At 45.5% G+C, this 25,042-nt stretch carries 29 protein-coding genes; 28 read left to right on the forward strand and 1 reads right to left on the reverse strand.

All coding sequences use genetic code 11. The features are described from left to right. Window positions 1–22: 22 nt before the first annotated feature. The 23 genes from spoIVA to HDC33_RS06405 all read left to right on the forward strand — a co-directional run bounded on the left by spoIVA (window position 23) and on the right by HDC33_RS06405 (window position 19,248). Window positions 23–1,501 carry a stage IV sporulation protein A gene (gene spoIVA, locus HDC33_RS06295; protein WP_179391633.1) on the forward strand — a complete coding sequence of 493 codons (1,479 nt, stop codon included), beginning with the start codon at window positions 23–25 and terminating at the stop codon, window positions 1,499–1,501. A gap of 162 nt (window positions 1,502–1,663) precedes the next feature. Beyond that, window positions 1,664–1,936 (forward strand): HU family DNA-binding protein, encoded by a 273-nt coding sequence (locus HDC33_RS06300; RefSeq protein WP_179391634.1) that lies wholly within the window; start codon window positions 1,664–1,666, stop codon window positions 1,934–1,936. A 176-nt stretch (window positions 1,937–2,112) separates the two neighbouring features. Next, on the forward strand, window positions 2,113–2,682 hold the full coding sequence (gene folE, locus HDC33_RS06305; RefSeq protein WP_179392653.1) for a GTP cyclohydrolase I FolE: 570 nt from the start codon (window positions 2,113–2,115) through the stop codon (window positions 2,680–2,682). A 69-nt stretch (window positions 2,683–2,751) separates the two neighbouring features. Further along, on the forward strand, window positions 2,752–2,973 hold the full coding sequence (gene mtrB / locus HDC33_RS06310; RefSeq protein ID WP_179391635.1) for a trp RNA-binding attenuation protein MtrB: 222 nt from the start codon (window positions 2,752–2,754) through the stop codon (window positions 2,971–2,973). Window positions 2,974–3,023: 50 nt separating this feature from the next. After that, window positions 3,024–3,758, forward strand: coding sequence for a heptaprenyl diphosphate synthase component 1 (locus HDC33_RS06315; protein WP_179391636.1), 735 nt, complete (start codon window positions 3,024–3,026; stop codon window positions 3,756–3,758). Between the two features lie 17 nt (window positions 3,759–3,775). Continuing rightward, window positions 3,776–4,474, forward strand: coding sequence for a demethylmenaquinone methyltransferase (locus HDC33_RS06320; RefSeq protein WP_179391637.1), 699 nt, complete (start codon window positions 3,776–3,778; stop codon window positions 4,472–4,474). Between the two features lie 24 nt (window positions 4,475–4,498). Further along, entirely contained in the window at window positions 4,499–5,473 is a 975-nt protein-coding gene (locus HDC33_RS06325; protein ID WP_179391638.1) for a polyprenyl synthetase family protein, read from the forward strand. Window positions 5,474–5,556: 83 nt separating this feature from the next. Then, complete coding sequence (gene ndk / locus HDC33_RS06330; RefSeq protein WP_179391639.1) at window positions 5,557–6,003, forward strand: nucleoside-diphosphate kinase; 447 nt, start codon at window positions 5,557–5,559, stop codon at window positions 6,001–6,003. Between the two features lie 229 nt (window positions 6,004–6,232). Next, complete coding sequence (locus HDC33_RS06335; protein ID WP_179391640.1) at window positions 6,233–7,003, forward strand: CheR family methyltransferase; 771 nt, start codon at window positions 6,233–6,235, stop codon at window positions 7,001–7,003. A 114-nt stretch (window positions 7,004–7,117) separates the two neighbouring features. Then, entirely contained in the window at window positions 7,118–8,299 is a 1,182-nt protein-coding gene (aroC, locus tag HDC33_RS06340; RefSeq protein ID WP_179391641.1) for a chorismate synthase, read from the forward strand. A 1-nt stretch (window position 8,300) separates the two neighbouring features. After that, the gene (gene aroB, locus HDC33_RS06345; protein WP_179391642.1) at window positions 8,301–9,407 is read left to right on the forward strand and encodes a 3-dehydroquinate synthase; all 1,107 of its coding nucleotides are present in this window, start codon (window positions 8,301–8,303) and stop codon (window positions 9,405–9,407) included. Continuing rightward, window positions 9,407–9,772: a chorismate mutase gene (aroH, locus tag HDC33_RS06350; protein WP_179392654.1), complete on the forward strand. Its 366-nt coding sequence runs from the start codon at window positions 9,407–9,409 to the stop codon at window positions 9,770–9,772. Before aroB ends, aroH begins: the two co-directional genes overlap by 1 nt. A gap of 26 nt (window positions 9,773–9,798) precedes the next feature. Further along, entirely contained in the window at window positions 9,799–10,902 is a 1,104-nt protein-coding gene (hisC, locus tag HDC33_RS06355; RefSeq protein ID WP_179391643.1) for a histidinol-phosphate transaminase, read from the forward strand. Continuing rightward, the gene (locus tag HDC33_RS06360; protein WP_179391644.1) at window positions 10,899–11,999 is read left to right on the forward strand and encodes a prephenate dehydrogenase; all 1,101 of its coding nucleotides are present in this window, start codon (window positions 10,899–10,901) and stop codon (window positions 11,997–11,999) included. The genes hisC and HDC33_RS06360 overlap by 4 nt, the downstream gene beginning before the upstream one ends. Window positions 12,000–12,019: 20 nt before the next feature. Then, window positions 12,020–13,321, forward strand: coding sequence for a 3-phosphoshikimate 1-carboxyvinyltransferase (gene aroA, locus HDC33_RS06365; protein WP_218843234.1), 1,302 nt, complete (start codon window positions 12,020–12,022; stop codon window positions 13,319–13,321). A gap of 38 nt (window positions 13,322–13,359) precedes the next feature. Continuing rightward, entirely contained in the window at window positions 13,360–14,625 is a 1,266-nt protein-coding gene (locus HDC33_RS06370; protein ID WP_179391646.1) for a tetratricopeptide repeat protein, read from the forward strand. 1 nt (window position 14,626) lies between these two features. Continuing rightward, window positions 14,627–15,178 carry a ReoY family proteolytic degradation factor gene (locus tag HDC33_RS06375; RefSeq protein WP_179391647.1) on the forward strand — a complete coding sequence of 184 codons (552 nt, stop codon included), beginning with the start codon at window positions 14,627–14,629 and terminating at the stop codon, window positions 15,176–15,178. 57 nt (window positions 15,179–15,235) lie between these two features. Beyond that, window positions 15,236–15,685, forward strand: coding sequence for a DUF2487 family protein (locus HDC33_RS06380; protein WP_179391648.1), 450 nt, complete (start codon window positions 15,236–15,238; stop codon window positions 15,683–15,685). A gap of 144 nt (window positions 15,686–15,829) precedes the next feature. Then, complete coding sequence (locus HDC33_RS06385) at window positions 15,830–16,336, forward strand: Rieske (2Fe-2S) protein (protein WP_304625711.1); 507 nt, start codon at window positions 15,830–15,832, stop codon at window positions 16,334–16,336. A 23-nt stretch (window positions 16,337–16,359) separates the two neighbouring features. Next, the gene (qcrB, locus tag HDC33_RS06390) at window positions 16,360–17,034 is read left to right on the forward strand and encodes a menaquinol-cytochrome c reductase cytochrome b subunit (protein WP_067210348.1); all 675 of its coding nucleotides are present in this window, start codon (window positions 16,360–16,362) and stop codon (window positions 17,032–17,034) included. 41 nt (window positions 17,035–17,075) lie between these two features. Continuing rightward, complete coding sequence (locus tag HDC33_RS06395; RefSeq protein ID WP_179391650.1) at window positions 17,076–17,843, forward strand: menaquinol-cytochrome c reductase cytochrome b/c subunit; 768 nt, start codon at window positions 17,076–17,078, stop codon at window positions 17,841–17,843. Between the two features lie 65 nt (window positions 17,844–17,908). Next, window positions 17,909–18,508 carry a lipoprotein heptaprenylglyceryl N-acetyltransferase LhaT gene (gene lhaT / locus HDC33_RS06400; protein WP_179391651.1) on the forward strand — a complete coding sequence of 200 codons (600 nt, stop codon included), beginning with the start codon at window positions 17,909–17,911 and terminating at the stop codon, window positions 18,506–18,508. Between the two features lie 71 nt (window positions 18,509–18,579). After that, window positions 18,580–19,248 (forward strand): zinc metallopeptidase, encoded by a 669-nt coding sequence (locus tag HDC33_RS06405; protein ID WP_179391652.1) that lies wholly within the window; start codon window positions 18,580–18,582, stop codon window positions 19,246–19,248. Window positions 19,249–19,416: 168 nt separating this feature from the next. Here the strand turns inward: HDC33_RS06405 and HDC33_RS06410 are convergent, their stop codons facing one another. Beyond that, on the reverse strand, window positions 19,417–20,289 hold the full coding sequence (locus tag HDC33_RS06410) for a YitT family protein (RefSeq protein WP_179391653.1): 873 nt from the start codon (window positions 20,287–20,289) through the stop codon (window positions 19,417–19,419). A 106-nt stretch (window positions 20,290–20,395) separates the two neighbouring features. Between HDC33_RS06410 and HDC33_RS06415 the strand changes: the two genes are divergently transcribed. From HDC33_RS06415 to HDC33_RS06435, 5 genes are read left to right on the forward strand one after another with little or no spacing between them, the layout of a single operon-like run. After that, window positions 20,396–20,734 (forward strand): nucleotide pyrophosphohydrolase, encoded by a 339-nt coding sequence (locus HDC33_RS06415; RefSeq protein WP_179391654.1) that lies wholly within the window; start codon window positions 20,396–20,398, stop codon window positions 20,732–20,734. Continuing rightward, on the forward strand, window positions 20,731–21,531 hold the full coding sequence (gene dapB, locus HDC33_RS06420; protein WP_179391655.1) for a 4-hydroxy-tetrahydrodipicolinate reductase: 801 nt from the start codon (window positions 20,731–20,733) through the stop codon (window positions 21,529–21,531). The genes HDC33_RS06415 and dapB overlap by 4 nt, the downstream gene beginning before the upstream one ends. A 50-nt stretch (window positions 21,532–21,581) precedes the next feature. Continuing rightward, complete coding sequence (bshA, locus tag HDC33_RS06425) at window positions 21,582–22,706, forward strand: N-acetyl-alpha-D-glucosaminyl L-malate synthase BshA (RefSeq protein ID WP_304625753.1); 1,125 nt, start codon at window positions 21,582–21,584, stop codon at window positions 22,704–22,706. After that, on the forward strand, window positions 22,703–23,893 hold the full coding sequence (locus HDC33_RS06430; protein WP_179391657.1) for a CCA tRNA nucleotidyltransferase: 1,191 nt from the start codon (window positions 22,703–22,705) through the stop codon (window positions 23,891–23,893). The genes bshA and HDC33_RS06430 overlap by 4 nt, the downstream gene beginning before the upstream one ends. Continuing rightward, window positions 23,871–24,854 carry a biotin--[acetyl-CoA-carboxylase] ligase gene (locus tag HDC33_RS06435; protein ID WP_179391658.1) on the forward strand — a complete coding sequence of 328 codons (984 nt, stop codon included), beginning with the start codon at window positions 23,871–23,873 and terminating at the stop codon, window positions 24,852–24,854. The genes HDC33_RS06430 and HDC33_RS06435 overlap by 23 nt, the downstream gene beginning before the upstream one ends. The last annotated feature ends 188 nt before the right edge of the window (window positions 24,855–25,042 follow it).

Genomic DNA, 25,042 nt, shown 5'->3' on the forward strand with positions numbered 1-25,042 from the left:
CGTATATAAAGGAGGACGATGGATGAAAGAAGAATTATATGAAAACTTGGCTAGACGTACGGACGGTGATATTTACATCGGTGTTGTTGGTCCTGTTCGTGTAGGGAAGTCTACGTTCGTTAAAAGAGTCATGGAAGAAGTCGTAATTCCAAATATGACGGAGCCGGCAGACCGAATTCGGGCACAGGACGAACTTCCGCAAAGTTCACCGGGTCAAGTCATCATGACATCGGAACCAAAGTTTGTACCAGCCCAGGGAACCTCCGTTTCTGTAGGGGATGGAGAGTTGAAATTTCAGATTAGGCTAGCGGATTGCGTCGGTTATGTGATAGATGGCGTGAAAGGCTATGAAGACGAGAATGGTCCAAAATATGTCCACACGCCATGGCATAACGAACCGATACCGTTCGAGGAAGCGGCCCGCATTGGTACGGATAAAGTGATTCGGGATCATTCCACGATTGGTATCCTTGTTACGACGGATGGTACTGTAAATAACATCCCGCGGGCCGCGGCTGAGGTTGCGGAAGTGGAAATCGTCAATAAATTGAAGGATATCGGCAAGCCGTTTGTTATTGTTCTGAATTCCAAAATGCCTGCCAATGAAAAAACCGTCGCGCTGAAACAGGAATTACATCAAAAATATGGTGTGCCTGTTATTGCAATTAGTGCTGACCAATTGAACGCGCAGGAAATCCAGCTCATTTTAAAAGAAGCCCTTTACGAATTCCCTATTTCCGATATCGAAGTACAAAAGCCGGACTGGATGGATGTACTGGGAAGCGAACATGAGTTGAATGCGAACATCGATCGGGTCATCAATGAAGGATTTTTGGAAGCTTCAAAAATCCGTAAAGTGCAAGAGCTTGCTGAAAGAATAAAAGAAGAAAAATACGTCAAGCATGCAGATGTCATCGAAGTGGATGCAGGAAAAGGGAAAGCAATCGTGAAAATTGATATGGACGAACAGGCATTCCGAGAAATCTGTGAAGAAATTATGGGACTTGAAATCAGTTCGAAAAAAGACTGGTTATTGTTTGTCAAAGAGGCCGCCAAAGCGAAAAAGTCTTATGAAATGTATTCCGAAGCAATTGATACGGCCAAGAAACAAGGGTACGGTGTTGCTTTACCCACAATCGAGGATTTTAATCCTTCACCGCCCGAACTTATTAAACAGAACAACTTTTTTGGCGTCCGCATGAAAGCGACAGCGCCTTCCCTTCATATCATCCGAGTGGATATGGAAGCCGAATTTTCTCCATTAATCGGGTCTGAATTCCATAGCCATCATTTATTAAAAGAATTGAAGAATGCTTATTTGCATGATAGAGAGGCGTTATGGGAAACACAACTTTTCGGTACGCCGCTCCATGAAGTGATGAAAGAAAGCATCCGTTTCAAAACTGCTTCTGTCCCGATGAATGCACGTAAACGTCTCCGGGAAACGATTGAGCAGATGGTCAATGATGGAAATAAAGGCATGATCACATTTATCGTATAAAGGAAAAAGATCCGTTAAAAACGGATCTTTTTCTGTTTTTCGCGTCTAAAGTGCATGAAATTGGCAATTCCGCGATAATATTGTTGCGTCGGGGTTTTTCTTGTGATACTCTTTTTACAGTATTGAAGGCTAGCTAGTTCCCTTTGAGAGGAGGTGAATGGTGTGAATAAAACAGAATTGATTACCTCTGTAGCTGAAGCAGCAGAACTAACTAAGAAAGATGCTACAAAAGCTGTCGAAGCTGTATTCGATACGATCCAGTCTACTCTTGCAAAGGGTGACAAAGTACAATTGATCGGTTTCGGAAACTTCGAAGTTCGTGAGCGTGCAGCTCGTAAAGGACGTAACCCGCAATCCGGGGAAGAAATCGATATCGCAGCAAGCAAAGTTCCGGCTTTCAAAGCAGGTAAAGCGCTTAAAGATGCGGTAAAATAATCTTCATTTTTACATAGAAGTCCGTCCGTCGTATCTGTTAATCAGATGCCCTGGGCGGACTTCTTTCCATTTTTATCATATTACATAAAAAGAGTGAACGAACTGTACGGAAATGGGGGAGTATGCTACTATTTCTGTTGGAATAGCTTTATTGCCTATTAGGGAGGATTCGTATGATGAATGTTGTCGATTATGAGAAAATAGAGAAGGCAGTTTCAATGATCCTGGAAGCGGTCGGTGAAGATCCTGAGCGTGAAGGACTTATAGATACCCCGAAGCGGGTGGCGAAAATGTACGCAGAAGTATTCGAAGGTTTAAACAAGGACCCTAAAGAGTACTTTAAAACAGTGTTCAATGAGAATCACGATGAAGTCGTGCTTGTGAAAGATATACCGTTCTACTCGATGTGTGAGCATCATCTTGTGCCGTTTTTCGGCCATGCGCATGTTGCATACATACCGCGCGACGGGGTTGTTGCCGGCCTGAGTAAATTGGCGAGGGCTGTCGAAACGACCGCGAGGAGGCCGCAACTTCAGGAACGTATCACCTCAACGGTTGCTGATACCATGATGGAGATGTTGAATCCGATTGGTGTATACGTCGTGATTGAAGCGGAACATATGTGCATGACGATGCGAGGTATCAAGAAACCCGGTGCAAAGACCATTACAACTGTTGCACGCGGTGTTTACGAGCAGGACGATGTCAAGCGGGCTGAGATTCTTTCACTGATCAAGATGTCTTGAGGTCTTTGCTGATAACGCCTTTTCTATGATATGATTAGGACCGTAATAGAATAGACAGGAGAGGTGAAAATGACACAAACCGACTATATCGTAATTAAAGCGAAAGAAGACGGCGTAAATGTAATCGGTCTGACAAGAGGGAATGATACAAAGTTCCATCATACGGAAAAATTAGACTGTGGTGAAGTGATGATCGCACAATTTACAGATCATACGTCAGCGATGAAAATACGTGGCAAAGCTGACGTTCATACCGCATATGGTGTCTTGTCAAGTGAAGGGAAAGACTGAATCGTACTTGACACACCTTTCCGCGGACGTCTTTGAATGGGGATTCGACGATGGAAATACAAAAAACTGAATTGCATATCGAAAATTATATACTTGAAGTAGAGCGTTCGATTTACGAGCCAATCGTGGACAGGGATGTCGGCCGGATGCCGGTCGATGCGCTCAAGGCCTTCTTCCTCCTTTTGCCGCTGTTGAACGGTGAAAGGTGGAACAATCATCTGGACGCTGTAGCAATCGCGGTCGGCGCAGTACATGCAGCGTTCGACGCACATGATTCAATTGATCTTTCCGATGCGACGTCACGGCAGCAGCAGCTTTCTGTATTGGCGGGAGATCATTTCAGCGGAGTCCATTATCGACTCCTGGCCTCTCTTCCCGATTTCGGTTTTATCCGTTCATTGTCCGGAACGATTGGGCATATTAACGAGATGAAGACAACTTTTCATGACCGATCACCGGATGGACCTGCTCAATTGATTGAGACGGTCCGGACCATCGAAGCAGGATGTATAACGGATTTTTTACGTACTTACGGCTTTTCGGAATATGTTCCGCTGGCTAGTGCGGCACTCCCTTTACTGTGGCTTGATAGAAGGAAGACTGACGGTAATTTCGATTGGTATGCGCGATCCGGTCGTGGAATGAATATTGCGGATGCGGATCGTGCGGCGGCCATGCTTCATGCTGAAATGCAGGAAGCAGTTGACGCGGCTGATTTCCTTGAGCCTTTTTTACAACAGAAAATCCGTAAATTAGCAACTCCGCTTCTTGGCAAACTGAATTGAGAAAAGGGGTATAACGCTTGTCATTATCAAAGGAACAGAAAGTCCATAATGTTTTTGAGAAGATATCCGTCGATTACGATAAGATGAATTCCGTCATCAGTTTCAATCAGCATAAGAAGTGGCGTGATGATATCATGGCGCGTATGAACGTTCAAGTAGGCGCACATGCTTTGGATGTCTGTTGCGGTACTGCAGATTGGACGATTGCACTTGCAGAAGCAACAGGTTTAGAGGGACATGTAACCGGTCTCGATTTCAGCGAAGGAATGCTGGAAGCCGGCCGCCCGAAAGTTGCAGCACACCCGAACATTTCGCTTGTACAAGGCAACGCGATGGAATTGCCGTTCCCGGACAATTCGTTCGATTATGTGACAATCGGTTTCGGGTTGCGTAACGTACCGGATTATTTGACGGTTTTGAAAGAAATGAACCGTGTATTGAAACCGGGCGGCATGATTGCTTGTCTGGAAACATCTCAATCCGAACTGCCGGGTTACAGACAAGTATTCCGGTTCTATTTCAAATTCATCATGCCGGTATTGGGTAAATTGTTTGCAAAAAGTTATAAAGAATATTCATGGCTTCAGGAGTCCGCGGACGATTTCCCGGGGATGAAGCAGCTTGCCCAGCTATTTTCGGAAGCAGGATTCGCTGGTGTGTCCTTTAAGTCATATAGTGGTGGCGCCGCGGCTGGCCATGTAGGATATAAACAATAAAGACCGCAGGGGAAGGTAATCGTTTTGGAGAAACTGAAGTTAATGTCACTTTATGTCGATTTCCGGAAGGATTTCGCTTATATAGAAAAGGAACTTGAACGATCCGTCAATTCATCTTCCCCGATCATCAGGCAAGCGTCACTTCATTTGCTTCGTGCAGGAGGGAAAAGGATTCGACCTATATTCGTCATTCTGGCTTCCAAATTCGGCACCTATTCGTTAGAAGACGTAGCAAAAGTTGCAGTGTCCCTTGAACTTGTCCACATGGCATCTCTCGTCCATGATGATGTCATTGACGATTCAGATATGCGTCGTGGCTTTAAGACGGTGAAAGCGCGTTGGGATAACCGGATTGCTATGTATGCAGGGGACTTTATCTTTTCCCGGGCACTTACATCCATTGGGGAAATTGAAATTCCAGCGGTCCATCAGCTGCTTGCAAACACGATGCTTGAAATTTGTAAGGGTGAAATCATTCAGATTGATCATCAGCGTAAAACTGATCAGACGATACGGGATTATTTGCGCCGTATTAAAAGGAAGACGGCACTTCTCCTCTCATCTAGCTGCGAACTTGGTGCGCTTGTTTCAGGAGCAGATCCGGAAATTGTAAGGAAAATGCGCCGTTTTGGTTATTTTACTGGAATGGCTTTTCAAATCGTCGATGATATTCTTGATATTACATCTACAGACAAAGAACTGGGTAAACCGGCCGGCAGTGATCTGTTGAACGGACATCTGACATTACCCATCCTATACATAAAAAATGATGCACAGTTCAGGCCTTATATGGAGCGTTCGTTCGACGGGACGTTGACAGAAGCGGATCGTCAGGCGATGCTATCCTATATCCGCAGTACGGGAGCCATTCAGATGGCGCAGGCTGTGAGCGATTTGTATCTGCAGAAGGCAATGGACGAGTTAAGCGCGTTGCCTGACGGTGAGGCGAAAAAGGCCTTCATGCAAATTACCGCATTCATCGGCAGACGCAAATATTAATGTGCTAACAGTTGAAAGATTAAGCATCCGGTGGTACGATCGAAAAGGAGAAATTCCGATACATACAAGAAGGAGTGTTAAATATGGAAAGAACATTTTTAATGGTTAAACCTGACGGCGTTCAACGTAATCTAATCGGTGAAATCGTCGGTCGTTTCGAAAGCAAAGGTTTCCAACTCGTAGGCGCGAAACTTATGAATATTTCACAAGAACTTGCTGAGCAACACTACGGCGAACATAAAGAGCGTCCTTTCTTCGGCGAGCTTGTTGATTTCATCACATCGGGTCCTGTATTCGCGATGGTATGGGAGGGCGAAAACGTTATCTCTGTCGGCCGTCTGATGACAGGAGCGACGAACCCGAAAGAATCTGCACCTGGAACAATTCGCGGCGACTTCGCTGTCACTGTCGGTAAAAACATCATTCACGGTTCGGATGCACCGGAATCGGCTGTTCGCGAAATCGGTCTTTTCTTCAAAGAAGAAGAGCTTGTATCTTACAGCAAAACAATGAACAACTGGATTAATTAATCATCTTAAACAGCCATGCGAATACCGCACGGCTGTTTTTGCTATTCACTAAGAAATAGTGAATAGCGTATTGTGGGTCAGTTATAAGTCTGGGATTTTTCGTCTAGAGTCCTGCGCCTAGCCCCCGAGTCGCTTCAGACCTTAAGATTAAGGCGCTTACGCTTTTGGTCTTCCGAAATTAGTTCCAATCCGTTATAATAGTTAGAATATATGGACGGGAGGACTTATATTGCCGGATTATGCTTTATTTATAGGAAACATTAAAAAGAAGACGGGAATTGACCTTTCTCTTTATAAAGAAGCGCAGATGAAAAGAAGACTCACTTCCCTTTATGAGAAAAGAGGATTTGGGAATTTCATCGATTATTATCATGCTATACATACTGACAAGGTTTTGCTCGAGGAATTCCTCGATCGGATGACAATCAATGTCTCCGAGTTCTACCGCAATGCCCAACGGTGGGACGTGCTCGAAAAAAAGATATTCCCTAAGCTACTTGCCGAAAATAAAAAACTGAAGATTTGGAGTGCTGCCTGTTCAACAGGTGAAGAACCTTACTCCATAGCAATGGTTTTATCATCCCATGTACCGTTGCATGATATATCAATTTTAGCGACGGATATTGACACTGGTGTCATTGAACGGGCGAAAGTCGGTCTTTATCCTGACAGGGCATTGAAGGAAGTACCTGCATCCGTTGTGAAGAATAACTTCATCAATGAAGGCCATTTTTATCAAGTGAAGGATGATGTCAAACGGACCGTAACCTTTAAGCAGCAAAATTTGCTTGAAGACAGGTTTGATTCCGGATTCGATTTAATCGTCTGCCGTAATGTGATGATATATTTCACCGAAGAGGCGAAAGAACAGATATACATGAACTTTTCCAAATCGTTGAAACCGGGTGGAATACTATTTGTAGGCAGTACTGAACAGATTTTCAATCCTGCAAAATATGGTTTCGAATCTGAAGATACGTTCTTTTATAAGAAAATTTAAAATATCCGGAGTGATTTCCGGATATTTTTCATATTAACATATAGTCAAAAGGACTTTACTTTGGTAGAGTGCTATAAAACGAATGGTAAACTATTCGTCGGAGGAGGAAATGGAATGAGGTATTTCACAGCAGGAGAATCACATGGACCACAACTGACGGCAATCATTGAAGGGCTGCCTGCCCAAATGGAATTGACCGCCGAAATGATAAATGGGGAACTTTCAAGACGTCAAGGAGGCCACGGTCGCGGAAGGCGCATGCAAATCGAAAAAGATCAGGTTGTTATTTCGTCGGGCGTCCGTCATGGCAAGACACTAGGCTCACCGGTCACGTTGACGGTTGTCAATGATGACTGGAAACATTGGACATCGATCATGGGTGTAGAGCCATTAGCGGATGATGTTAAGCCGGAAGATGTGAAACGTCAAATCACGCGTCCTAGACCGGGCCATGCGGATCTTGTCGGGGGCATGAAATACGGTCATCGTGATCTCCGCAACGTTCTTGAGCGGTCATCCGCACGCGAGACAACAATGCGCGTCGCTATCGGTGCAGTAGCAAAGCAATTTCTTCGGGAACTCGATATCCATACTGTCGCACACGTGACGGAAATTGGAGGAGTTACAACCAATCCGGATACATATGCAGGAAAAGGGACGGAGGAGCTAAGGGGCGTCATTGAAAACGACCCTGTCTATTGTGCAGACCCTGAAGCTTCTAAACTGATGGTCCAAGCCATTGATGATGCAAAAGGCCGCGGAGACACCGCTGGCGGGGTCGTAGAAGTGGTAATTGAAGGTTGTCCGCCTGGAATCGGGAGTTACGTGCAGTTCGACCGCAAAATGGACGGCAAGCTTGCAGGGGCGATGATGAGCATCAATGCATTTAAAGGTGTGGAAATCGGACTCGGATTTGAGATGGCTAAAATGCCGGGCAGCAAAGTACATGATGAAATCGCTTGGAGCAAGGAACGAGGATATTTACGGAAATCTAACCGTTTAGGCGGTCTTGAAGGCGGGATGACGACTGGAATGCCGATTGTCGTCAGAGGAGTCATGAAGCCGATCCCGACGTTATACAAACCGCTTGAAAGTGTTGATATCGATACCAAAGAACCATTTGTCGCAACAATCGAGCGCTCGGATCCTTGTGCAGTACCCGCGGCTTCAGTCGTAGCTGAACATGTCATCGCAACCGAGATGGCAAAAGCGATAATGGAAGAATTCCGTTCGGATACGATGGACGGCTTGAAAAAGGAGCTTGAAGAATACAGACGGTACGTAAAGGAGTTTTAAAATGGGGAAACTTGCGGTCAATATCCTAGATCATGAATATGACGTCCATTTCGGTAAAGATACATACACTCTATTTGCTACCGATTACGCAGGGTTACTGGCCAGTGCGGACCGTATTGCAATCATTGCCGATGAACGGATTGCCGCCCTCCATTTACCACTTTTACAAAAGGCATTGGAGGCCTCGAATCGTGAAATCATTGTGAAGACGGTCCCGGCTGGGGAAAGTTGTAAAACATCCGCTGTCTACGTCGATTGCCTTTCCTTTCTGTTGAATGAAAAATTCACGAGGGATTCCCTTATTATCGCTTTCGGCGGCGGAGCTTGCGGTGACTTGACAGGGTTCGTCGCGGCAACTTTCATGAGAGGGATACGGTTTCTTCAATGTCCAACGACGATTCTGGCACATGACAGTGCGGTAGGGGGCAAAACCGCAATCAATATGCCGGAAGGGAAGAATATGGTCGGTTCATTTCATCAGCCGGTCGGTGTTCTGTTCAACACATCACTCTTTGAATCACTCCCGCCGCGTGAAATTAGGTCCGGCATGGCAGAATTGTTGAAACATGCATTTATTTCGGATGAAAAATGGACACTTGCTCTATTAGACAATCCGACCTTTTCACAACCCGATATCGATTGGCTGTCAGGCGAATTGTTGCGGGGGACAGAAGTGAAAGCGAAAATTGTCTCGGAAGATGAATTTGAACGTTCTGTACGGAAGTATCTTAACTTCGGCCATACTTTCGGCCACGCGGTGGAAGGGGTTTGCGGGTTCGGTGGTTTAAGCCACGGAGAGTCCGTGATGATCGGTATGGCGTACAGCCTTGTCTTGAGCGAAAGTCATGGGGCGGTGGATGAAGAGATGACAACTCTTTTCATCAGGTTCGCCAAGAAGCATGGCTACACATTCCAACCTGTCCATGAACATACTTTCGACGTTTTCATGAATTATATGGAAAAAGATAAAAAAGCCTCTTTCGGCAGACTGCATTTCGTTTTGCTGGATGGGATAGGAAATCCCTATGTGAAAGAACTATCGAAAGAGCAATGCGAAGAGGCATTCGATCTATTGAGGCGAAGAACGGAAGGGGATGGGAAGCTATGATGGTTAGAGGATTAAGGGGAGCGACCACTGTCGAATATGACGAAGAACAATCCGTTCTTGAAGCGACGAAAGTACTCGTTGAAGAAATGGCGAAAGAGAACTCAATCTCGCCGTCGGATATCATATCTGTACTTGTGTCTACCACGACGGACGTCAAATCGACTTTTCCTGCTAAAGCAGTCCGATCGATCAATGGATGGATGTATGTCCCGGTCATGTGCACGCATGAAATGGATGTGCCGGGTTCAATGCCGCTATGCATCAGGGTCCTCATGCATGTGAATACGGATATTCCGCAACGTTTTATCAAACATATTTATCAAAATGAAGCGATTAAACTGCGACCGGATTTACAAAAAAAATAACGAGATAATTCACTGGAGGGATTTACATGAACTGGAAAAAAGCGCTTGATGGGATGACTCCATATAAACCGGGCAGATCAATCGAAGAAGTGATAAGCCTGTATGGATTGAAAGAAGTTGTAAAACTCGCTTCAAATGAAAACCCGTACGGCTGCGCGCCGTCGGTGAAAGAATTCATGGCAACGGCCGCTATCCAGCATGAAATCTATCCGGATGGTCATGCCAGTGCGTTGCGAAGCAAATTGGCCTTGAAACATGGGGTCGGAGAAGAATCAATATTGTTCGGCAACGGTTCTGACGAAATTGTGATGATCATTTCACGGGCGCTTCTCAGCCCAGGGGCGAATACAGTGATGGCGACACCGACTTTTCCCCAGTATGCCCATAGTGCGAAAATTGAAGGTGCCGAAATTAGGGAAGTCCCATTAAAAGCAGATGGACAACATAATCTAGATGGGTTCCTGAACGCAGTCGATAGCAAAACAACCGTCGTTTGGGTATGCAATCCGAACAATCCAACGGGAAATGTAATTCCAATCGATGACTTGAAAGCTTTTTTAGGACAAGTTCCGGATACTGTTCTCGTTGTGCTTGACGAAGCCTATTTTGAATACGTGACGGCTGCAGACCATGGCGATTCTGTCGCGCTGCTTGAGCACTATCCAAATATAATAGTGTTGCGTACGTTTTCGAAAGCATACGGGCTAGCTGCATTCAGGGTAGGGTATGCAATCGGCCAATCTGAAGTAATCTCCAATCTCAATAAAGTGCGGAGCCCATTCAATAACAACTCGTTCGGACTGGTACTTGCTGAAAAGGCACTTGAAGACGCAGCATTCATTGAGGAGTGTCGTGAGTTGAATCGTCAACAGAGGCAACGTTTCAAGGACTATGCTGACCGGAAGGATATCCACATCTTTGATTCGGAAACGAATTTCGTTCTAATTCAAGTTCCGGGTGATGCAGATGAGGCAGCGGAGAAACTGTTGAAGCAAGGATTTATCATCCGGAGCGGAAATGCGCTCGGAACGCCGGGATATATCCGGGTGACAATCGGGACGGAAGAACAGACCAGCAAATTCTTTGATGCGTTTGATACGTTATTGTCTGTAGAAGGTTCTCACGTATGAGTTCAAATATAACCATCATCGGTCTCGGATTGATCGGCGGCTCGCTCGGTCTTGCTTTGAAAAGGAATCCGGACGTAGAAGTAACAGGCTTTGACCAATCTCCAAGTACGATGGAAGAAGCCTATCGGAGGGGGATCATCGATACATACGCCCCTTCCGCCGAACAGGCTGTCAGGCAGGCGGATGTTGTCATCTTTGCCACACCTGTCAATACAACCATCGGCATGATGCAAGAAGCATCTTCATGGAAACTGAAAAAAGGTGTCATCATGACTGATACAGGCAGCACAAAAGGGTCAATCATGGAGGCTGCATCTGCTTTGATCAAACAAGATGTTGTATTCATCGGCGGGCATCCGATGGCAGGCTCCCACAAAAGTGGAGTTTCAGCGGCAAAAGAGCATCTGTTTGAAAACGCCTATTACATATTGACACCCGATTCAAGGACGGATACAAAGCATGTTGAAAGACTTCAACGACTCCTTGTTCCGACGAAGGGAAAAATTGCAGTACTGGATGCGGAAAAACATGATCGGATGACAGCCATCGTCAGCCATTTCCCCCATCTGATCGCTTCGTCCCTTGTTGGCCGACTTGCACTGCAGCAAGAAGACCAGCCATTCGTTCAAGAACTCGCGGCGGGCGGCTTCCGTGATTTAACCCGTATCGCTTCGGCAGATCCTGTCATGTGGCGGGATATCACAACACAGAACAGAGAAGAATTACTGCAGCAGCTTGACGGATGGTTAATTGAAATGGGGAATGTCCGGGAGATGTTGCTGTCAAATGATCCTGAAAAAATATATGATTATTTTGCAGGGGCTAAAAAATTCAGGGATGATTTGCCGTTGCGGTCACAAGGTGCACTTTATATGACATTCGATTTGCATATCGACATCCCGGATCATCCCGGCATTATTTCTGACATCACCAAAATACTTGCCGATGAACGAATCAGTCTGACAAATATCCGAATCGTTGAGACGCGGACGGATGTATACGGAATTCTTGTCATCAGCTTCCAAACTGCCGATGATCGGGAAAAGGCTAAATCCGTCCTGTCCAAAACAATGGATTATAGTATGTACATAGTATAAAGGGGGCTTTCGTGGTGGTAATGAAAACAGTTGTGTTCGATAAACCGATATTGACGGGGGATGTAGCTGTCCCGGGTGATAAATCGATATCACATCGGGCGGTGATGCTAGGTTCTATCGCTGAAGGGGAAACAAAAATCACCGGCTTTCTAGACGGGGAAGACTGCCTGCGTACAATTGATATTTTCCGGCAACTCGGTGTCTCGATTGAAAGAGAAGGCACAAACGTCACCGTTGACAGCCCGGGATTGCAAGGATGGCAATTGCCGTCCGGGGATCTATACGCGGGCAATTCGGGAACGACGGCACGTCTGATGCTGGGCATTCTTGCGGGATCGAACATCGAGTCGGTTTTGACGGGAGACGAATCATTGTCTAAGCGTCCAATGAATCGGGTTACACTGCCGTTATCGACGATGGGGGCTTCCATAGCAGGCGGTCCGGATGGCAATCTCCTGCCGCTTACAATTGCTGGCGGGCATCTCACTGCGATTGACTATAAGATGCCTGTTGCAAGCGCCCAAGTGAAATCGGCCATCTTGTTTGCAGGATTGAATGCCGAAGGGACGACCACCATCAGTGAGAAGACAGTTTCCCGGGATCATACGGAACGGATGCTTATGCAATTCGGAGCGTCGATTCAGGTCGATGGATTCAAAGTCAGTGTCAAGGGCGGTAATGTGCTCCATGGTACGGAAGTCATCGTCCCGGGTGATATTTCATCAGCTGCATTTTTCATGTCTGCAGCAGCAATGATCAAAGGAAGTTCCGTCACTTTTAAAAATGTCGGCCTTAATCCTACAAGGACCGGGATACTTGACGTACTTAGGAATATGGGTGCACGTGTTGAAATTCTTGAGGAGAAAAACGGAGTCGGAGAACCGTTTGGTACTGTCAAGGTTTCCTACGGTGAATTACGCGCTACGGAAATCAGCGGGGAGCTTATCCCGAGATTGATTGATGAACTGCCTATTATCGCCCTTCTCGCAACGCAGGCGGAAGGTACGACTGTCATCAAAGATGCCGAAGAATTGCGCGTGAAAGAAACGGACAGAATTGCGGCTGTGACATCAGAACTGAAAAAAATCGGTGCGGATATTGAAGCGACGGACGATGGTATGATTATCCACGGTCCTACGGCGCTTACGGGCGGGACGCTTACTTCTTATGGGGATCACAGGGTGGGCATGATGGCGGCGATTGCTGCACTCATTGCATCAGAACCGATTCAAATTGAAGATCCGGAGTGTATAGCTATTTCATATCCGGGATTTTTCGAAGACCTTGATAAACTTGCCCAACCGGCAAATGCCAATGGATAACGAACTGATGTATATATTGTGAAAGAACAGGTGAAAATATGGGACAGTTAGAAGAAATTGAACGGCATATCTTAGAAGGCGATGCCGAAGTACTCAGCCGTGCAGTTGATCAGTTGAACGCGTCGACCGATTTCGATATGCTTTATGAAGCCGCAGGATTATTTGCCGGTTATGGATTTATGGGTGAAGCCGATCGACTTTATGAAACATTGCGGCTTCATCTGCCCGATGAAGCCCAACTGAAAATCGACCGTGCCGGAACGTTGCTGGAGCTTGATGAAGAAGATGAAGCCCTTTTGCTACTCACGGATGTGGGCCCGGATGACGAAGAATATGTTCAAGCTCTTTTGGCACTGGCCGATTATTATCAAATGTCCGGCATGGCGGAATCGGCGCTATCAAAGATTAAGGAAGCCCATGAACTGAATCCGTATGAGCCTGTTATCCGGTTTGCTTATGCGGAATTGCTCCTGGACGCTGGGAAGTACGGCGAAGCAGCGCGGTTGTACTTGGAGTTGCATGAAGAAGCGGATGAAATCGGAGGGATCCGTATTTTATCAAGGCTTGCCGAAACGTATAGCGCGGGGGCGGCCTATGAAGAAGCTATTCCGTATTATGAAGAATTGCTGGAAGATAATGCGACGCCGGATACATTATTCGGAGCGGCATTCGCCTATTACCAAAGTGGCCAACCGGAACGTGCTGTCACCCTTCTCGACAATCTGCTTGAGATGGATCCCGATTATTTTTCCGCCTATATGCTGGCGGGACAATCATTATCTTCAATCGGCGAGGATCAAAGAGCATACGACATGTTCATTAACGGAATCCGCAGGGATGAATTTGACAAAGAACTCCAATTGAGTGCAGGAAAATCCGCCTTGAAGTTGGGCCTTCCCGATGAAGCGGAAACACACTTGAAAGAAGCGCTAGTGCTAGATCCGGAATATATCGAAGCACTTGTCACACTAGCTTCGCTGTACAATGAAAGGGAGCAGAACGACAAACTGCTCGATCTTCTTTCGTATACAAAGAGTGACCAGCTCGATATCCCTTTATTGGATGCATTCCAGGCATATGCATATGAACGGGAAGAACAATTTGACGATGCATATGTATCATATGGTAAGGCATATGTTGGATTGAAGGATGATCACGAGTTTCTTGATAGCTATGCAAACTTCCTTCTTGAGGAAGGTAAAAGTAGCGAAGCCATAGAAATAGTCAAGGAATTGGTTACACTTGTTCCCGATGAAGAGAATTGGAGAGCTTTTCTGGAAGCACAAAATGACGAGGAGGGGTGACATGACGGCCATGGTTCCTGTCGCTGCTAAAAAGGACTTTGTACGATGGTTCTTAAAGCGGTACAAATTGAAGCGCCGTGAATGTGTGTGGATTTTGAATTATCTTCTTAGCCATGAACATCTTCTGGAAAACGTTCACTTTACGGATGAAGCGCATTACTGTCCCAGGGCGATGGTGATCTCGACCACTGGATCGGAGAGCATTCCATTCCGCTTCTACAAAGGAAATTTAATGACTGCCGATGCAGAAAAATCATTTCATGATCTAAGACTTCATCCGGATGATAAAATGTTTATTCAATTAAACTTTCCAAACAGTCATTCCTGTCCGGAATATGCGAGTGTACGGGAAGAGAATCCATTTCTTCCGACCTATTTGCAAGTAAGCGAAAGCGATCGAAAAATCGCGGAACAATTGCTTGAGGAAAGTGCAGCTGCCATAACTGTTGAAATGCTCATGAAGAGGGTTGACGAAGCGCTCGACACCAACGACAAGGAACGGTTCATCGCTTTATCTGCAATGCTGAACGATATGAAGGTAGCAAAGGACTAGCGACTCCATCCAAACAGATGGAGTCCTTTACTGATTTCCCAAGGAGGTAATATAGAAATGAACTGGACCGCCAATGATATGGATACATATTTGCAACAAAGAGAGTATATCGATACACTCATTGTACCCCTACTAAAAGTAGAGACGAAACCCGAGAATATGAAAAGTAGTTCGTCATCTTCCGAGTTCCTGATGCATCTTACGACGTTCATTGAAACACAATTCAAAGGGCGCATGATGCTGATGCCGCCTTTCGCCTATACGCAATCAATGGATCTGACGGAGATGGCTGCAACGCTGTCGCAGGACCTATCTGTAGCATCATTCAAATACGTGTTTTTTCTGACGACCGATTCCAAATGGACAAGCATTGAAATGGATGGCGAGGTTATTTGGCTGCCTTCGATTCCGCTTGAAAGCATGGACCCGCAACTGAGGAAATCCATCATTGAAGATCAGCTTCGACAAGTATTGCCACGATTTACGGAAAAGTGGTCAGAACAGTAAAATTCGATATTTGTTCACAAACTGACATCTGTTCGGAAAGCATGATTGAATTTCCTGTAGTATTGATATATCATAGATATGTCCTAGTATTACAATTAGCAATAGAATGTCCGTTGGACTGACCTTTAAGTAAGAGGAGGGAAAATGATGAGCAAGAAAGTGTCAAGACGCCAATTCATGAGCTATACACTTATGGGTGTTGGTGGATTCATGGCTTCTGGTATGTTGATGCCAATGGTCCGTTTTGCAATCGACCCTGTGTTGCAGACGAAAGATGAAGGTGACTTCATCCATACTCAACACAAAGTGGACGAGCTATCGGAAACGCCGATTCGTATCGATTTCACTATCAAAGATCGAAAAGATGCCTGGTATAAATCCGATGTGTCAAACACTGCCTGGGTTTATAAAAATGGTGATACGGTCATCGCGCTTTCTCCTGTCTGTAAACACCTTGGTTGTACAGTGAACTGGGGCGGAGATGAAAAGCATCCAGATCAATTTTTCTGTCCATGCCACGCAGGACGTTATATGAAAAATGGTGATAACGTAAAAGGAACACCACCGCTTGGACCACTTGACGAATTTGACGTGAAAGTGGAAGACGGATTCTTGTATCTCGGAAAAACAAAACCGAACACATTAGTTTAAAAATGTAAGGGGGTACGACCGAAGTGCTAAATAAAATTTATGATTGGGTTGACGAACGGTTGGATATCACCCCGATTTGGCGCGATATTGCCGACCACGAAGTACCTGAGCACGTAAACCCTGCACATCACTTTTCTGCATTCATCTATTGTTTCGGGGGATTGACGTTCTTCATCACTGTCATCCAGATTCTTTCTGGTATGTTCCTGACGATGTATTACACACCGGACATTGAAAATGCATGGAAATCCGTTTATTATCTTCAAAATGAAGTGGCATTCGGTGAAATTGTGCGTGGGATGCACCACTGGGGAGCTTCACTTGTTATCGTGATGATGTTCCTACATACGCTACGTGTATTCTTTACAGGGTCTTATAAAAAACCGCGTGAACTGAACTGGGTTGTCGGAGTATTGATCTTCATGGTCATGCTCGGCCTTGGATTCACAGGTTATCTACTACCATGGGATATGAAAGCATTGTTCGCTACGAAAGTAGGAATTGAAATTGCCGCTTCAGTCCCGTTCATCGGAGAATCGATAAAAGTACTCCTTGCCGGAGACTCAACGATCCTCGGTGCACAAACACTAACACGTTTCTTCGCGATTCATGTATTCTTCTTACCGGCTGCTTTGCTTGGGTTGCTTGCAGCACACTTTATCATGATCAGAAGACAAGGTATTTCAGGACCGCTATAAGATTGACCGGCGTCCAACGATTTTAACAAGGAGGGGACATTATGCAACGCGGAAAAGGGATGAAATTTGTCGGAGATTCGCGCATTAAGGCTAACAATAAAATGCCGAACGTCCCGAAAGATTACTCAGAATATCCGGGTAAAACGGAAGCGTTCTGGCCTAACTTCCTATTGAAAGAATGGCTGATCGGTGCCGTTTTCCTTATTGGATATTTAATATTGACAGTTGCTCATCCGTCACCGCTTGAACGTCAGGCGGATCCGACAGATACGATGTACATGCCGGTTCCGGACTGGTACTTCCTATCGATGTATCAATTGTTGAAATATGAGTTCGCTTCAGGGCCATGGAACATCATCGGGGCTATCGTCATGCCGGGTCTTGCATTCGGAGCATTGATGCTCGTTCCATTTATGGATACTACAAAGGAACGCCGTCCGTTTAAACGTCCGCTTCCAACAGCATTCATGCTTCTGTCATTTGCGGCGCTCTTCTATCTGACATGGGAATCATATGTAAACCATGATTGGGAGAAACAGAAAATACAAGGTGCGATTGTTGAGGAAGTTGAATTCGACACTGAATCAGAAGGCTATCAAATTTACGCTGGTGCGTCATGTATCGGTTGTCACGGGGATGCATTCCAGGGTGGACTTGGTAAGCCGTTAGTAAATACAGGTCTTGCTGCTGATGAAATCGTGAAAATTGCTCATGATGGAGTAGGCGACATGCCTCCAGGGACATGGGAAGGCTCAGATGAAGATCTGCAGATACTTGCCGAGTTCATTGAAGGTTTGAACAGCAAGTAACAAAAAAGAGTCAGGAAACTGACTCTTTTTTTGTATACATATTAAGCTATTATGGAGAGGTGCCCATGGGTTTATTCATGCAGAAGATTTGGCTCGTTCTTTCCCATAAATCGTTTCTTTGGATTCTATTATTCGTAAACTTGGTCGGTACAGTGTTCGGGTATGATTGGTATATGTGGCAGCTTGAAATCACGGAGCCGAAATTCTGGATTTTTGTGCCGGACAGTCCGACCGCCAGTCTGTTTTTTACACTAGCGATCATCGGCTGGCTTATTGGAAAGAACTTCAGGCTTATTGAGGCGCTTGCACTCATCACACTCGTTAAATATGGTCTTTGGGCGGTTGTCATGAATATTTTGACGCTTTTCGAGACTGGATCAATAGGCTGGGTGGGGTGGATGCTCGTCGGCTCGCATTTTGCAATGGCGGTCCAGGCGATACTGTACAGCCCTTTGTATCGGTTTTCATTCATCCATATAGCGATTGCCGCCATATGGACGCTTCATAATGACGTCATCGATTATGTGTATGGCCAGATGCCGATCTATCATGATTTGATGAGACATATGGAACATATCGGTTATTTCACATTCTGGTTATCAATCGCCTGCATTTTACTCGCCTGTTGGATGTGGCAAAAGCGGGCGAAAGGCGATATATGGTAATAGTAAAAAGTTGCGGTTGAAGCGGTACCATTATAGAATGGATTATATAGAGAAAAGGGAGGAAGTTGACTATGTTCTGGATTTACTTGGCTGCAATCATATTATTGCCGCTTTACGCCCAATTCAAAGTGAAACGCACATACAAGAAATATTCGAAAGTTCGTTCAACCTCAGGCATGACAGGAGCGGAAGTCGCCCGTCTGATTCTTGATCAAAATGGTTTACAAGACGTTAAAGTCGTCGAAAGCCAAGGGTACCTGAGTGATCATTATAACCCGCTTACGAAAATCGTTGCGCTGTCAACACATAACTATCGTGAGGCATCCGTTGCTGGTACAGCAATCGCCGCGCACGAAGTCGGTCACGCGATTCAGGATAAGGAAGCATACGCATTCCTGCGTTTTCGTCACCGTTTAGCACCTGTTGCGAACATCACGTCAAATGCATCTTGGGTTTTCATTATGATCGGTCTGATTTTCTCGAGCATGAATTCCATGTTGGGAATCGGTATCGCATTGCTCGCAGTTGGGGTTCTGTTCCAAGTCGTAACTTTGCCGGTCGAGTTCAATGCGTCATCACGTGCCATGAATGAAATCGTCTCACTTGGTATCATTCGCAATGAAGAGGAAGGCCACGCGAAAAAAGTATTGAGTGCAGCAGCGATGACATATGTTGCAGCAACAGCGGTCGCAGTTCTCGAATTGGTTCGACTTATCTTGATATTTACAAACAGAGACTAACTGTCTATATTGCGAAAAAATCCGTTCCTCCAGTCTGGAGGAACGGATTTTTTTTGGTTACATATAAAAGATAAGAAAGGATAAAATTTTCAATAGGGAACAGGGGCTGGTACCAGTTACACTTATGCTTGTCGGGACTTCGGGACTGTACGGCGACTAGAGTTTTTCTTACCGCTCAAGCGGACGTTTTTGTTCGTCCAGCGTAAAGCCCTCTCCCATGACATCGTGGACATCGGTTAGGGAAACGAAAGCGTGCGGATCAACTGCAGTGATGATATTTTTTAACCGGACTATTTCATTCCTTCCAACGACACAATATAGGATTTCCCTGTCAGATTTAGTGAAATGACCATATCCTTTGAAGATGGTGACGCCACGGTCCATATCTTCTGTGATTTTCGTCGCGATTTCGTCTTGTGATTCAGAAATGATAAACGCGCCCCTGGCTGCATAGGCCCCTTCCTGAACAAAGTCGATCACCCGGGCCCCAACAAATAATGCGACAAGCGTATACATCATCGATCGGTGGTCGAGATAGACGGCCCAGGAAACCAGAATGACAAGCGCATCGAAGAGGAACATCGTCTTCCCCATACTCCAGCCGATGTATTTATGGGCTAGCCGTGCGATAATATCAACACCACCGGTAGTACCTCCATATCTGAAAATGATACCGAGTCCGATTCCGATGAACACCCCGGCGAAGAGAGCCACTAGGAACATATCATCTTTCAAATGGATATCGATCTGATAGACCATGAAAACTTTTAGGAAAACGGATACAGCAACCGTACCGATTACTGTATAGATGAACACTTTCTTCCCCAGCAGTTTCCATCCTATAATGAACATGGGGATGTTCAGGATAAGGTTCATGATTGCGGGATCCCAATTGAATGCGAACAGTAGAATGAGTGTAATACCTGTGAATCCGCCTTCGGCAAGTTCGTTTTGAATATTAAAGTGTACCAGTCCGAAACTGAAAATTGCAGCACCAAGAATGATGAAAAAGATATTTTTGAATTTGATTCCTTCAAGCATTTCGGGAACACCTTCCTTTTTATAGCAGTAGGGCTATTATCGGCTAAAATTTTTATTTTGACAATAGTGTTATTAATTTATACGATGGTAAAGGGAGTTGACGCAAATGGAACGATTGCAGACGATGAAGGATTTACAACAAAGGGTCGATTTATACATAAACGGTTTTGAAGAAGGCTATTTTCCTCCAATGGAACTGATGGCAAGGTTGACCGAAGAACTGGGAGAATTGTCACGGGAAGTACAGCATGTGTACGGTACGAAAAAGAAAAAGCCCAGTGAAGCGGTAAAATCTCTTGAAGAAGAAACGGGGGATCTGCTATTCGTTTTAATCTGTTTCGCCAATTCACAGGGAATCAGTTTGGATAAAGCACTCATTACTGTTCTCGATAAATTCAAAGATCGCGATGCAGACCGCTGGACAAAAAAGGAGGAAACGAAATGACGATAAAAGTAGTTATTGCAGGAGCGCGCGGCAGGCTGGGAAGCGCAGCGTTACGCTCGATTTTGAATGCACCGAATATGGAAGTCGTTGCTGTCCTTGATTATAAATACGAAGGGCAGTATCTACATGGAACAGTAGTGAATGATGAGGCGGGTGGAATCCCAATCTATACGTCCCTTGAAAATCTGGTAGCTGCGACCCGACCGGATGTACTTCTTGACTTGACGGATCCTGACGCCGTATTCAAAAATGTACATGATGCCATAACGCTCGGAATACGTCCCGTTGTCGGCACGTCGGGACTCTCAATAGAAAACATATCACTGTTAACTGAATTGGCGGCAAAAAATCGGATAGGCGGCATCATTGCGCCGAACTTCTCCATCGGTGCAGTATTGATGATGAAGTTTTCCGCCATTGCAGCCCGTTATTTAGGAGATGTCGAAATTCTGGAAATGCATCATGATAAAAAAGTGGATGCTCCATCAGGAACAGCTGTAAAGACTGCGGAAATGATTAAAGAAGTCAGAGAAGCGCATAAACAAGGGCATCCGGAAGAAAAAGAACATCAGGCAGGGGCACGGGGCGCGGATTTCGACGGTATGAAAATACATAGTATCCGACTACCGGGACTGCTTGCGCATCAGGAAGTAATGCTTGGCGGCGAAGGCGAATTGCTCAGCATCCGCCACGATTCATTCGACCGGAGCTCATTCATGCCGGGAATTCTTATGGCGATCCATAATGTTATGGAACGTAAGGATCTAGTCTACGGACTCGAAAACATCATTGATTAATGCAAAAAACCTATTACTGTAAATCGGAAGGAGCACTGTGATTGAAAAAATTGAAAGTCGGTGTAATCTGCTATCCCTCACTCGGGGGTTCCGGAGTTGTAGCGACTGAACTGGGGAAAATGATGGCGGATAAAGGCCATGAAATGCATTACATCACATCGAGTAAACCGTTTCGTTTTCTGGACGTACATGCCAATATTCAATTTCATGAAGTTAAAATCGACGGCTATGCCGTATTTAAATATCCACCCTATGACATTGCTCTCGCCAACCGCATTGCTGAAGTAATTGAAACGGAAGAACTCGATCTTCTCCATGTCCATTATGCAGTACCTCATGCTATTGCCGCAGCGCTTGGCAAAGACATGGCAAATTCCACAATCGGCGTAATCACAACGCTGCACGGAACTGATGTAACAATCCTAGGACATGATCAGGGGCTACGTAATACAGTGCGTTACGGGATTGATAAATCGACGATCACTACGGCGGTTTCCGAATCACTGCGTATGGAGACGCTGGAGTTGATCGAACCCAAGAATAACTTGATAACGATTTACAATTTCATCGACGAAAACAAATACCGGCCGGTGGATCCGGGTACGTTGAAATCCGATCTTGGAATCGGGCAGGATGAAAAAGTAATTATCCATATTTCGAATTTCCGGAAAATAAAACGGATTCCCGATATTATTATCAGTTTCAAGAAAGTATTGAAGGAGATTGATGCAAGGTTGCTTCTAGTCGGAGATGGGCCGGAAAGAATCGAAATGGAAGAGCTTGTGAGTGAGTTCGGTCTGCAGGATAAAGTCACTTTCACTGGTAAACGCGATGACCTTCCCGAACTACTGGCCATCAGCGATTTAATGTTCCATTTGTCCGAAAAAGAAGCGTTCGGTCTAGTTCTGCTCGAGGCGCTCGCTTGCGGACTGCCTTCAATCGCGACGGATGCGGGCGGAATTCCGGAAGTGATCGAAGATGGAGTCAATGGATTTATTGTACAAATCGGGGATACGGACATGGCTGCTGAGAAGGCTCTTCTAGTACTCAAAAACGATGAGTTACGGGTGACGTTGAAGGAAAATGCACTGAGAACAGCGGCAGACAAGTTCCATTCGTCCACAATCGTCGATCAGTACGAAAGACTTTATTATGAAGTGGCGGGAAGCAGATGACTGAACGATTCGGAACCGAACCAAGCCGAGAAGTCATTCGTTTTCTGGAAGAAGCGGGATACGAGGCTGTTTTTGTTGGAGGCGCAGTACGCGATCATCTATTGGGAAAACCGGCGAAAGATATGGATATTGCAACCTCCGCTGAACCGGCAGAAGTAAAATCGGTATTTCCGATAACTGTGGATATAGGGACTGATCACGGAACGGTACTTGTCATGATGAATGGTGAACCGATTGAAACGACGACATACCGGACGGAGGGGACGTATACGGATCACCGTCGTCCCGATGACGTGCAATTCGTCAAATCTTTGAAGGAAGATCTGCGGCGACGCGACTTCACGATAAATGCGCTTGCTATGACGTTAGATGGCGAACTCATCGATCTGTTCGGCGGAAAAACGGATATGGAATACCGACTCATCAGGGCGGTAGGAAATGCAGCGGACCGGTTCAATGAAGATGCTCTCCGTATGTTTCGGGCAGTCCGTTTCACGGCTGTGCTTGGATTCGATATCGAAGAAAAGACGTTTGAAGCAATCCGCGACAATGCCGATCAAATTCGTTACATATCTGTAGAACGATTGAAAGCCGAAATGGATAAACTCTTTGCCGGCAATGATCCCGCGAAAGCTTTTATGGCTATACAAAAAACGGGATTAAATTTCCATCTGCCGCTATTTCCGAAAGAAACAGAAGTACTCTGTCTTACCGCGCCATATGAAACGGCAATCGAAGGTTGGGCCTGTTTCATGATTGCAGGAGAGTTTTCAGCAGCGGATATCGGCAGGGTATACAAATTATCGAACGCTGAAAAGGCGTTCCTCTCAGCCGTGAAAGAAGCATACGCAATTCGAGTCAAGAACCATTTTACAATCGAGGATTATTACCGCTACGACCTGGATGTCCTCATGACTGCGGAAAAGTTGTTCCGGACGAACCATAACGCTAGAGAAACTGTTTCAACCGCAGAAATGAAACGCTTGAAACAATCTATGCCGATTCAGTCCGCGGCAGATCTTGCCGTTGACGGCAGAAAGCTTATGGAATGGACAGGCCAATCGGGAGGCAGATGGATTGGTGAATGGATCGGGAAAATCGAGAAAGCAGTCCTGCACGATACATGTAAAAATGTAACAAACGACATAAAGGAATGGTTTCTATATGAATTCAATCGTGAAAAATGAATTGTTGAAAAGGCTGTTTGAAGCGGAAGGTGAGCCCGTGTCGGGACAGGAAATCGCCGACCAGTTCGGGTTATCGAGGACAGCCATCTGGAAATATGTGAAAGAACTCGAAAAAGACGGCTATGAAATCGGAACCATCCGAAAAAGAGGATATTATCTCATTAAATCAGCGGACCGCGTAAACGAAGCAAATGTACAAAAATATTTGGCGACAAAAAAGTATGGACAACATATCCATTATTTCGACACATGCAAATCGACGCAATTCATCGCGCTGGATGAAGAACAGAATGGTGCCGCTGATGGAACCGTCATCATATCGGAAGAACAGACAGCGGGAAGAGGTCGAATGGCACGCCCGTGGGCTTCAACAGCGGGTAAGGGGATTTGGATGAGTGTTATTACCAGACCGACGCTGACGCCCCAGCAGGCGCCGCAAATGACGTTGGTTGCAGCGGTCTCGGTAACACGTGCAATCCAGGAAATGACGGGAATCGAGCCTGATATTAAATGGCCGAATGATATTTTAATCAACGGCAGAAAAGTGACGGGGATTTTAACAGAACTTCAAGCAGATCCAGATCAGGTGAAAGCTGTCATCATTGGAATCGGCATGAATGTCAACCAGGATGAAACGGATTTCCCGGAAGAATTACAAACGATTGCGACATCACTGAAAATGCTTACCGGCAAATCTGTCGATCGTGCGCAGTTAATTGCCAAAACCCTTGGATTTCTGGAGATTTATACCGATTTGTATGTGAAACACGGTTTTGGACCGATTAAACTTTTATGGGAAGGCTATTCAAATACGACCGGTAAACGGATCCGGGCAGTTATGCTCAATGAAACGATTGTAGGGACTGCACTTGGTATTTCTGATGAAGGGGTCCTGGAGCTGAAGCTTGACGACGGGACGATCCGCGGCATCTATTCTGCCGATATTGAAATTTCGAAGTGATCTGTATACATGTTTCTTCCGATTTGGTATAGTGGTTTCGAAGGGCGGTATCTAGCGGGAACTGCACCTGTTGGAATAATTGAAAACAATCAGTTCCATATGTTCTGCCTTGATCTTTATAGAAAGACAGGGACGGAGGAAACCATCGCATGATGATACAACCCTTCTGTCCATTTAATTGGAAGGAA

This window comes from Sporosarcina sp. JAI121 (genome assembly GCF_013408665.1).
Lineage (GTDB): Bacteria > Bacillota > Bacilli > Bacillales_A > Planococcaceae > Sporosarcina.